The sequence below is a fragment of the Klenkia terrae genome, from assembly GCF_037083865.1.
GTDB lineage: Bacteria > Actinomycetota > Actinomycetes > Mycobacteriales > Geodermatophilaceae > Klenkia > Klenkia terrae.
On record NZ_JBAPLV010000006.1, the window covers coordinates 160,879 to 170,932 of the forward strand.

Consider the following 10,054-nt stretch of genomic DNA (forward strand, 5'->3'; position numbering starts at 1 on the left):
CCCCCGACGGGGGACGACGGGCTCAAGCCGCACCGGCCCGGTGACGATCCCTGAGGCGTGACCGACCTGTTCGAGCCCACCCGCCGCGCCGACTGCCGCCCGCTGCTGGCCGACCCCGACGACCTCACCGTCGTGCACTCCCCGGTGGTCGACCTGGCCGGCGGCGAGGTGACCGGCTGGAGCGCCGCCGCCCGCTTCCCCGGCACCGCCGCGCCCGACGTCTGGTTCGCCGCCGCGCACGACGCCGGCCTCGCCGGCCCGCTGCAGGCCCTGCTGCTGCAGACCGCGCTGGCCCGCCGTCCCGACGCCGGCCGGCTGCACGTGCCGGTCGACCCGTGGCTGCTGGGCGCCCCGGTCGTGCACGCCGCGCTCGACGTCCCGCTGGACGGGGTCGTCCTCGAGCTCACCGACGCCAAGGTCGACGACGACGCGGCGCTGCTGCGCCGGTGCGCCGCCCTCCGCGAGCGGGGCGCGCTGGTCGCCGTCCCCGCGCCGCTGGTCCACCGCCTGCCGCAGCTGCCGGCCGACGTCGTCGTCCTGCCCGCCGCGCTGGTGGCCGGGCTCGCCGGGGACCCGCGGCGCACGGCCGTGGCCGCCGGCGTCCTGGCCTACGCCGAGCGGGCCGGTGCCACCGTGCTGGCCGACGGCGTCGAGACCGACGCCGAGCTCACCGGGCTGCTGGACCTCGGCGTCCACGCCGCCCGCGGCTGGCTGCTCGGGCCGACCGCCGACGGCTTCGGCCCGGCCACGCCCCGGGTGCAGCGCATGCTGCGCACCCGGGCCGCCCGCGGCGAGCGCGACGACACCGTGGCGGGCCTGCTGCGCCCGGTGCGCACCTGGTCGCCCGGCAAGGACGACCGCCAGCTGACCCCGCCGGTCGTCGTCCTCGACGACTCCGGCCGCCCGGGCACGCTGTCCCTTGTGGACGCGCGCACCGGCGCCTGGTTCGAGGCCCCGGCCACCCTCGTGCTGCCCGTCGGCACCCCGGTCGTCGAGGCGCTGCACCGCGCCCTCGCCCGCCGACCCGCGGTGCGCTTCGACCCGGTGCCGTGCACCGGGGCCGGCGGCACCGTGGTCGGGTTGGTGCGGGTCGAGGACCTGGCCGCGGCGGTCACCGCCTCCTGAACCCGGCTCAGGAGGGGATGGTCCCCCGGCGGGCGACCACGTCGGCGGCGACGTCGCGCAGACCACGGCCGCTGCGCCGGGCGTGGTCGCGCATCGCGGTGAACGCCTCGTCCACCCCGATGCCGGACCGCTCGGCGAGCATCCCCTTGGCCTGCTCCAGCACCACCCGGCTGGTCAGCGCGCGCTGCAGCTGGTCGGCCAGCAGCTGGCGGGCGGTGATGGTCCGGTCGGCGACCAGGGAGACCGTGGCGACGTCGGCCAGTGCCCGGGCGAGCTTGAGGTCCCGCGCGTCGAGGGCGCCCTCGGCGGTGCGGAAGATGTTCAGCGCCCCGATCACCTCGTCGCGCAGCCGCATCGGCACCGCCTGCGCCGAGGAGTACCCCAGCGCCTCCACCGCCGGGGCGAACGTCGGCCACCAGGCCCGCATCTCCTCCCGGCTGCCCGGGGTCACCGGCTCGCCGGTGCGGTAGCACTCCACGCACGGCCCGGCGTCGGCCTGCAGCTCGAACAGCTCCAGGGCCTCGACCGCGTGGCTGTTGGACGCCACGACCTGCAGCACGCCCGCCGCGTCGGCGAGCATGATCCCGGCCGCGTCGGCGTCCAGCAGCTGCAGGGCGTGGTCGATCAGCCGGTGCAGGAGGTCGGTGACCTCGAAGTCCTCGACCAGGCAGTCGGCCAGCTCGACGAACGCGTCGGTGATCTGTTCCTCGCGGGTGGTCATCGCGGTGTCCTTCGGTGTTCGTCGGGAGGGCCGTCGAGTCGGGTGCGGCGGGCCACCACGTCCTCGGCGAGGTCGCGCAGCGGCCGGCCGGTGGCGAAGGCCTGGGCCCGCAGGCGGAGGAGGGCGGAGGTGAGGTCCACGCCGAGCTGGATGGCCACCATGCCGGCGGCCTGGTGCACCACCGGCCGGATGTCGGCCAGCTCGGTCAGGCCGGCGGCGTCGTCGAGCCGGTCGTCGTCGTCCCCGGTCAGCAGCAGGAGGACCGCCGTCGCCGCCTGGCCGTAGACCGACAGGAGCCCGGCCGACTCGCCGGACAGCGGGCCGGCCGTGCGGCGGTAGACGTCCAGGACGCCGACCAGCACCGCGCCGACCTGCAGGGGGAGGCTGAACGCGGCGGCGATCCCGGCGTCGGCGGCGCTGCGGCCGAACTGCACCCAGCGGTCGTCGGTGGACAGGTCCGGGGCCTGCACCAGCCGCCGGGCGCCGGCGGCGTGCCAGCAGATCCCCTCGCCCAGCGCGAACTGCAGGTCCTCGCCGGCCCGCCCGACGCCGTCGGTGGCCGCCACGATGCCCACCGGGACCCGGTCGTCGGTCACCGCGAGCCCGACCCCGGCCACGCCGAGGGCCGAGGCGCACTCGTCGACCAGCGCCGTGGGCCACCGCGACCGGTCGCCGCGGGACACCACCGATGCCAGGACGTCGGCCACCACGCGCGGCTCACCCATGCCGCACCAGGCATGACCGACGGCGCACGGAACTCCTCAGTCAGGGCTGCACCGCCGGGTCCGGGGCGGCGCCCGAGCCTATCCCCCGGCGCCGTGGGTCACTCCGACGCGCGGTCGAGCAGGTCGCGCTCGTCGTCGGCCAGCCGCAGGTCCAGCATCGGCAGCAGGTCGGCCAGCTGCTCGACCGAGCGGCCGCTGGCGATCGGGGCGACCACGGTGGGCCGGTCGGCCAGCCAGCGCAGCGCGACCGCTGAGCCGGTCGTGCCGTGCTCCGCCGCGACCTGCTGGAGGGCGGCGAGCACCCGGTCGCCCTTCTCCCCCACGTAGGCCGAGGCGCCCTTGGCCCGCGGCGAGTCGATGGTCTCCCCCGCCCGGTACTTGCCGGTCAGGAAGCCCTTGGCCAGCGAGAAGTAGGGCAGCGTGCCCAGGCCGCGGTCGGCGACGACGTCGCGCAGCCCGTCCTCGTAGGCCGCCCGCTCCATGAGGTTGTAGTGCGGCTGGAGCGCGACGTAGGGGCTCAGGCCCTGGTCGCGCTGGATGTCCAGCGCCTCGGTGAGCCGCTCGGGGGAGTAGTTCGAGGCCGCGACGTGGCGGACCTTGCCGGCCCGGACCAGCTCGTCGAAGGCGGTGAGCGTCTCCTCCAGCGGCGTGGTCGCGTCGTCGTAGTGGGCGTAGTACAGGTCGATGTGGTCGGTCTGCAGGTTGCGCAGCGACCGCTCGGCGGCGGCCCGGATCTCCGGGGCCGACAGCGGGTGCTCCTTGTCCCCGGGCGAGGCCTTCGTGGCCACGGTGACCCGGTCCCGCATGCCCCGCTCGGCCATCCAGCGGCCCAGGATCTGCTCGGACAACCCGTTGCCGTACATCTCCGCGGAGTCGACGAACGGGGACTCCGTGCTGGGCACCGCGTCGGTGAACCGGTCGAGCAGCGCGAAGGACGTCGGCTCGTCGGCGGTCCAGCCGAACACGTTGCCGCCGAAGCAGAGGTCGCTGACGATCAGGTCGGTCCCGGGGAGCGAAGGCATGCCCCGAACGTACGACGCGGGGGTCCAGAGGGTCGGGTGAGGCGGGAAAACCGCGGATTCCCGGGCCTCTGACTGGCCAGACAGCCCGGTGGCATGGCAACGTCCCCGTCGTCCCTGGTCGACGACGTGGTCGACCAGACCGCCCACGGCGGGGCCAGCGCCCCGTGTGGATGCCCCTGCCGGGGAGGCCTGCCGCCGTGGTGGGCCGCACAGACCACCGAGAGGAACCACCGTGAACAAGGCCGAACTCGTCTCCGCCATCTCCAAGCGCGCCGACGTGCCCGCCGCCACCGTCGACTCCGTCATCGCCGCCCTCGGCGAGGAGTTCGTGGATGCCCTCACCCGCGGCGAGAAGATCGCCGTCGCCGGGCTGCTGACCCTCGAGCGCAGCTCGCGCTCGGCCCGCACCGGCCGCAACCCCCAGACCGGCGAGTCGATCGAGATCGCCGCGTCGAACACCGCGAAGCTGACCGCCGGCTCGAACCTGAAGAAGGCCGCGGCCGCCGTCCCCGTCGCCTGACGTCCTCGTCGGCGCCCGTCCCGGATCCCGGGGCGGGCGCCGTCGTGCGTCCGGGGGCAGGATGCGATCCGTGCTCACCGTGGAGACCGACCCCGCAGACGTAGGACTCGACGCCGGCCGGCTGGCCCGGCTGGACGCCCGGCTGGCCCGCTGGGTCGACGACGGCCAGCTGCCCGGGTTCCTGGTGACCGTGGCCCGCGGCGGCCGGCTGGCGCACGTGGGCACCCACGGCCACCGGGACGTCGAGGCCGGTCTGCCGGTCACCCCGGACACCATCTGGCGGATCTTCTCGATGACCAAGCCGGTCACCTCGGTGGCGGCGATGTCGCTGTACGAGGAGGGCGCCTTCGAGCTCACCGACCCGATCACCCGCTGGCTGCCGGAGTTCGCCGACACCCGGGTCTACGTGGCCGGCTCGGCCGCGAAGCCGGTGACCGTGCCGCAGATCGAGCCGATCCGGGTCTGGCACCTGCTCACCCACACCTCGGGCCTCACCTACGGCTTCCACCACGCCCACCCGGTCGACGCGGCCTACCGCGCCGCCGGCCACGAGTGGGGCACCCCGCCCGGCGCCGACTCCGCCGAGGTCACCCGGCAGTGGGCGTCGATGCCGCTGGTCTTCCAGCCCGGCAGCGAGTGGAACTACGGCGTGTCCACCGACGTGCTGGGCCGCCTGGTCGAGGTGATCGCCGGCAAGCCGCTGGACGAGGTGTTCGCCGAGCGGGTGTTCGGCCCGCTGGGCATGACCGAGACGTCCTTCGGCCTGCGCCCGGACGACGACCCGGCCCGCCTGGCCCGGCTCTACGCCCCCGGCGTCGTGCCGCTGACCGCCTTCGAGCCGGCCGCGAAGCAGAAGCCGGCGTTCCTGTCCGGCGGCGGCGGGCTGGTGTCCACCGCCGGGGACTACCTGAAGTTCGTGGAGATGCTCCGGGCCGGCGGTGCCGCGCCGGACGGCGGGCGGGTGCTGGGCTCGCGGACCGTGGCGCACATGGTCCGCAACCACATCCCGGGCAACGCCGACCTCGAGACCTACGGCCGGCCGCTGTTCGCCGAGACCCCGCTGCGCGGCGTCGGCTTCGGGCTGGGCTTCTCGATGGTGCTGGACCCGGCCCGCTACGGCGTCGTCAGCTCGGTCGGCGACTACTCGTGGGGCGGGGCGGCGTCCACGGCGTTCTACGTCGACCCGGTCGAGGACCTGACCGTCACCTTCTACACGCAGCTGCTGCCGTCGAGCACGCTGCCGATCCGGTCCTACCTGCGGCAGCTGGTGAACCAGGCGCTGGTGTGAGGCTCGACCCGACCCCGGACACCCTGCACGGCTGGTTCGACGCGTCGCTGCCGTCGGCGCTGACCGTGGACCCGGGCGCCACGGTCACCGTCGGCTGCCTGGACTCCGGGTGGTCGACCGGCCCGTTCGACGGCGGTGACCTGGCCGCGCGCGAGCGGCACCCGGCCTGGGAGCCGGGCACCGGGCACGCGCTCACCGGGCCGATCGCCGTCCGCGGTGCCCGGCCGGGCCAGGTGCTCGCCGTGCGGGTGGACGACGTCGTCCCCGGTGCCTTCGGGACGACGTACTGCGGCCTGCGGGACACCGCGCTCAACCGCCGGCTCGGCGTGCTCGCGGACCCGGTGGTGCTGCGCTGGACCATCGCCGACGGCGTGGCCACCGAGCAGCACGGCCACCGGGTCGCCGTCCGGCCGTTCCTGGGGGTCATGGGCGTGCCCCCGGCCGAGCCGGGCCGGCACTCGACGGTGCCGCCGAGGTGGCACGGCGGGAACCTGGACTGCCGCGAGCTGGTCGCCGGCAGCACGCTGTACCTGCCGGTCACCGTCCCGGACGCGCTGGTCAGCGTGGGCGACGGGCACGCCGCCCAGGGCGACGGCGAGGTCAGCGGGACGGCGATCGAGTGCCCCGTCGAGGCCACCCTGACCGTCGACGTGCTCGACGACCTGCACGGCCTGGACCTGCGGACGCCGGTCGCGCACACCCCGGCCGGCTGGGTGGCGATGGGCGTGGCCGACGACCTGGACACCGCCACCGGGCACGCGCTGGACGCGGTGCTGGACCTGATGGGCGCGCTGCACGGCATCGGCCGCTCGGAGGCGCTCGCGCTGGCCTCGATGGTGGTCGACCTGCGGGTCACCCAGGTGGTGAACGAGGTGGTCGGCGTGCACGCTCTGCTCCCCGTGGGACGGTTGCTGGCGTGACGCTGCGGATCGGTGCCCTGGACGTCCCCGACGGGCACCTCGTGGTGATGGCGATCGTGAACCGCACGCCGGACTCCTTCTACGACCGCGGCGCGACCTACGAGCTGGCCGCCGCCGTCGAGCGGGTGGACCAGGTGGTGGCCGAGGGCGCGGACATGGTCGACGTCGGCGGGGTCAAGGCCGCCCCCGGCGAGGAGGTCACGCCGGCCGAGGAGATCCGCCGCACCGCCGACCTGGTCGCGGCGATCCGGGCCGCGCACCCGCGGCTGCCGATCTCGATCGACACCTGGCGGGCCGAGGTCGCCCGCGAGGTGCTGGCCGCCGGCGCCGACGTGGTCAACGACGCCTGGGGCGGGGTGGACCCCCAGCTGGCCGAGGTCGCCGCCGAGGCCGGCGCCGGGATCGTCTGCACGCACGCCGGCGGGCTGCCCCCGCGCACCCGGCCGCACCGGATCGGCTACCCCGACGTGGTCGCCGACATCGTCGCCCGGACGACGGCGCTGGCCGAGGCCGCCGTCGCCGCCGGGGTGGACCGCGAGCGGGTGCTGATCGACCCCGGCCACGACTTCGGCAAGAACACCCGGCACTCCCTGGAGGCCACCCGCCGCCTCGGCGAGCTGGTGGACACCGGCTGGCCGGTGCTGGTGGCGCTGAGCAACAAGGACTTCGTGGGTGAGACCCTCGGCGTCCCGCTGGAGGAGCGCCTCACCGGCACCCTCGCCGCCACGTCGGTCAGCGCCTGGCTCGGGGCCCGGGTGTTCCGCGCCCACGACGTCGCCGCCACCCGGCAGACGCTGGACATGGTCGCCAGCATCCGCGGCACCCGCCCCCCGCTGCGCACCGCCCGCGGCCTGGCTTGAGCTCCGCAACTAGGTTCCCTGCATGGCCGCCACCGGGTTCCACACCGCCGACGAGCTGAACGCGCTGCTGCCGGGCACCCTCCCGGGGCTGCTGGGCATCGTGGTGGACACCCACGAGCCCGGCCGGCTGACCAGCCACCTCGACGTCCGGTCGGAGCTGCTGGCGCCCAACGGCTACCTGCACGCCGCGACCGTCGTCGGCCTCGCCGACACCTCCTGCGGGCTGGCCACCCGGGCGCTGCTGCCCGAGGGCTCGAGCGGGTTCACCACCGTGGAGCTCAAGAGCAACCACCTGGGGACGGCGACCGACGGCCGGGTCGAGTGCGTCGCGACCAACGTGCACGCCGGCCGCACCACCCAGGTGTGGGACGCCGTGGTGACCGACGCGGGCACGGGCAAGACGATGGCGCTGTTCCGCTGCACGCAGTCCGTGCTCTGGCCGCGCTGAGCCCTACCGGCCGGTAGCCCCGCTGTGGCCGGGGCCACGCCGGGTGTGAGACTGGGGTCACCCGTCCAGTCCCGAGGAGGACCACCCGTGGCGTACGCCAGCCGCTTCCCCGACGTCGAGATCCCCGACGCCGCCGTCCCGAGCTACGTCCTGGCCCGCTCGGCGGAGCTGGGCGACGCACCGGCCCTGGTCGACGGGCTGTCCGGCGAGACCATCACGCACGGCCAGCTGGTCGCCCACGTCGACCGCTTCGCCGCCGCCCTGCACGCCCGCGGCCTGGGCAAGGGCGACGTCGTCGCCGTCTTCTCCCCCAACACGATCTGGTTCCCGGTCGTCTTCCACGGCATCGCCGCGGCCGGCTGCGTGATGAGCCCGATCAACTCGCTGTACACCCCCGACGAGATCGCCTTCCAGCTGAAGGACGCCGGCGCGAAGACGCTGATCACCGTCTCGCCGTTCCTGGACCGGGCCCGCCCGGCGATGGAGGCCGCCGGGGTCACCGACCTCGTCGTCCTGGACGGCGCCGAGGGTGCCGACAGCCTGCGCGACCTGCTCACCAGCCAGGCGCCGTCGGTCCAGCCCGACATCGACCCGGCCACCGACCTGGTCACGCTGCCCTACTCCAGCGGCACCACCGGCCTGCCCAAGGGCGTGATGCTGACCCACCGCAACCTGGTCGCCAACGTCGCGCAGACCCGGCCGCTGATCGACCTGCACGACGGCGACGAGCGGATCATCGCCGTCCTGCCGTTCTTCCACATCTACGGCCTGACCGTGCTGATGAACCAGGGCCTGCAGTGGGGCGGCACCGTGATCACGCTGCCCCGCTTCGACCTGGAGCAGTTCCTGCGCGCGATCCAGGACCACAAGGTGACCCGGGCGTTCGTGGCGCCGCCGATCCTGCTCGCGCTGGCCAAGCACCCGCTGGTCGAGCAGTTCGACCTGTCCAGCCTGCGGTCGGTCACCTCGGGCGCCGCGCCGCTGGACGAGTCGCTGGCCTTCGCCGCCCAGGACCGGCTGCGCACGCTGGCCGGCACCGGGGACGACGGCGTCACCGTCGCCCAGGGCTACGGCATGACCGAGCTGTCCCCGGTCAGCCACACCACCCCCGACCACGGCCTCGAGCCCGCGGGCGTCGGCGCCACCCCCAAGGGCACCGTGGGCTACGCGATCCCGAACACCGAGTGCCGGCTCATCGACCCGGCGACCGGCGAGGACGCCGCCGAGGGCGACCGCGGCGAGCTGTGGGTCCGCGGGCCGCAGGTCATGGCGGGCTACCTGAACAACCAGAAGGCCACCGACGAGACGCTGGACGCCGAGGGCTGGCTGCACACCGGGGACGTCGCGGTCGTCGACGACGCCGGCCGGTACACCGTGGTCGACCGGGTCAAGGAGCTGATCAAGTACAAGGGCTACCAGGTGGCCCCGGCCGAGCTGGAGGCCGTGCTGATCGGCCACCCGCAGATCGCCGACGCCGCCGTCATCGGGGTCAAGGACGCCGAGTCCGGCGAGGAGCTGCCCAAGGCGTTCCTGGTCCGGGCACCCGGCGCCGAGATCACCGAGGACGAGGTCAAGGCCTACATGGCCGAGAAGGTGGCCCCGCACAAGAAGATCCGGCTGGTCGAGTTCATCGACGCGGTGCCCAAGTCCGCGGCCGGGAAGATCCTGCGCAAGGAACTCCGCAGCCGGTGACCGGCGAGGCCGCCGCCCCGCACCACGACCCGGTGGTCGAGGTGCGGGGCGGCGTGGCCTGCCTGCGGCTGCCCGCCGACGGCCCACCCCTGGACGGCGAGCAGGCCGCCGTCGACGTGGTCGGCGAGGCCTACGGGCCCGACGCCCGGGTGGTCGTGGTCCCCGTCGAGCGGTTGCCGGCCGACTTCTTCGTGCTGCGCAGCGGGGTCGCCGGGGCGGTCGCCCAGAAGTTCGTGCAGTACGGCCTGCGGCTGGTGGTGCTGGGCGACCCGGCCGTCCTCGGGCCGACCGCCGGGCCGGTGGCGGACTGGGTGCGGGAGGCCGACCGCGGGCGCGACCTGGCCTTCGTCGCCGACGAGGCGGAGCTGGACCGGCGGCTGGGCCCGGCCTCGGCGGGCTGACCGGGTCCGACCCCACCAAGGGCATGCCGTCCGCGGCGCCCCGGGCACCGCGCCACGAGGACCGAGCGGCATGGCGAAGCAGCGGTTCGAGTACAAGGTCGTCGAGCTCCGCGAGGGCATGATCGGCGGCAAGATGAGCGGCGACGAACTCGAGAAGGGCTCAACGAGGCCGCCGGAGCCGGCTGGCAGCTGAAGTCCGTCACCACCGCCGACATCAAGGGCCGGATCGGGCCGGACAGCACCGAGGGCGTGCTGGTCACCTTCGAGCGCCTGGTCGGCTGACCCGCTCCCGGGTGGGGTGGGCCCCCGTCGTCCCCGGCGCACACCCCCGG

13 protein-coding genes are annotated in these 10,054 nt (G+C 75.0%); 10 read left to right on the forward strand and 3 right to left on the reverse strand.

The genetic code is table 11. The annotated features are described in order from the left end of the window. The first annotated feature begins 57 nt into the window (after positions 1–57). Entirely contained in the window at positions 58–1,125 is a 1,068-nt protein-coding gene (locus UXQ13_RS08040; protein WP_336392129.1) for an EAL domain-containing protein, read from the forward strand. Between the two features lie 7 nt (positions 1,126–1,132). Here the strand turns inward: UXQ13_RS08040 and UXQ13_RS08045 are convergent, their stop codons facing one another. The 3 genes from UXQ13_RS08045 to UXQ13_RS08055 form a co-directional block, all read right to left on the reverse strand. Then, complete coding sequence (locus tag UXQ13_RS08045) at positions 1,133–1,846, reverse strand: GAF and ANTAR domain-containing protein (RefSeq protein ID WP_336392130.1); 714 nt, start codon at positions 1,844–1,846, stop codon at positions 1,133–1,135. Further along, the gene (locus UXQ13_RS08050; RefSeq protein WP_336392131.1) at positions 1,843–2,571 is read right to left on the reverse strand and encodes a GAF and ANTAR domain-containing protein; all 729 of its coding nucleotides are present in this window, start codon (positions 2,569–2,571) and stop codon (positions 1,843–1,845) included. The genes UXQ13_RS08045 and UXQ13_RS08050 overlap by 4 nt, the downstream gene beginning before the upstream one ends. A 98-nt stretch (positions 2,572–2,669) precedes the next feature. Beyond that, positions 2,670–3,593 carry an aldo/keto reductase gene (locus tag UXQ13_RS08055; RefSeq protein WP_336392132.1) on the reverse strand — a complete coding sequence of 308 codons (924 nt, stop codon included), beginning with the start codon at positions 3,591–3,593 and terminating at the stop codon, positions 2,670–2,672. Between the two features lie 232 nt (positions 3,594–3,825). Here UXQ13_RS08055 and UXQ13_RS08060 point away from each other — a divergent pair, with 232 nt between their 5' ends. The 9 genes from UXQ13_RS08060 (at position 3,826) to UXQ13_RS08100 (ending at position 10,004) form a co-directional block, all read left to right on the forward strand. After that, positions 3,826–4,113, forward strand: coding sequence for an HU family DNA-binding protein (locus tag UXQ13_RS08060; protein ID WP_336392133.1), 288 nt, complete (start codon positions 3,826–3,828; stop codon positions 4,111–4,113). A gap of 61 nt (positions 4,114–4,174) precedes the next feature. Next, positions 4,175–5,401: a serine hydrolase domain-containing protein gene (locus UXQ13_RS08065; protein WP_225234064.1), complete on the forward strand. Its 1,227-nt coding sequence runs from the start codon at positions 4,175–4,177 to the stop codon at positions 5,399–5,401. Further along, entirely contained in the window at positions 5,398–6,321 is a 924-nt protein-coding gene (locus UXQ13_RS08070) for an acetamidase/formamidase family protein (protein WP_336392134.1), read from the forward strand. Before UXQ13_RS08065 ends, UXQ13_RS08070 begins: the two co-directional genes overlap by 4 nt. After that, complete coding sequence (gene folP, locus UXQ13_RS08075) at positions 6,318–7,181, forward strand: dihydropteroate synthase (RefSeq protein ID WP_336392135.1); 864 nt, start codon at positions 6,318–6,320, stop codon at positions 7,179–7,181. The genes UXQ13_RS08070 and folP overlap by 4 nt, the downstream gene beginning before the upstream one ends. 22 nt (positions 7,182–7,203) lie before the next feature. Continuing rightward, on the forward strand, positions 7,204–7,629 hold the full coding sequence (locus UXQ13_RS08080; protein WP_336392136.1) for a PaaI family thioesterase: 426 nt from the start codon (positions 7,204–7,206) through the stop codon (positions 7,627–7,629). A gap of 87 nt (positions 7,630–7,716) precedes the next feature. Then, positions 7,717–9,321 (forward strand): AMP-binding protein, encoded by a 1,605-nt coding sequence (locus tag UXQ13_RS08085; RefSeq protein ID WP_336392137.1) that lies wholly within the window; start codon positions 7,717–7,719, stop codon positions 9,319–9,321. Beyond that, positions 9,318–9,722, forward strand: coding sequence for a DUF4180 domain-containing protein (locus tag UXQ13_RS08090; protein WP_336392138.1), 405 nt, complete (start codon positions 9,318–9,320; stop codon positions 9,720–9,722). Before UXQ13_RS08085 ends, UXQ13_RS08090 begins: the two co-directional genes overlap by 4 nt. Positions 9,723–9,792: 70 nt before the next feature. Beyond that, positions 9,793–9,915 carry a DUF4177 domain-containing protein gene (locus UXQ13_RS08095; RefSeq protein WP_336392139.1) on the forward strand — a complete coding sequence of 41 codons (123 nt, stop codon included), beginning with the start codon at positions 9,793–9,795 and terminating at the stop codon, positions 9,913–9,915. Next, a complete protein-coding gene (locus UXQ13_RS08100; protein WP_336392142.1) occupies positions 9,912–10,004 on the forward strand; it encodes a hypothetical protein in 93 nt (30 codons plus the stop codon). The genes UXQ13_RS08095 and UXQ13_RS08100 overlap by 4 nt, the downstream gene beginning before the upstream one ends. The last annotated feature ends 50 nt before the right edge of the window (positions 10,005–10,054 follow it).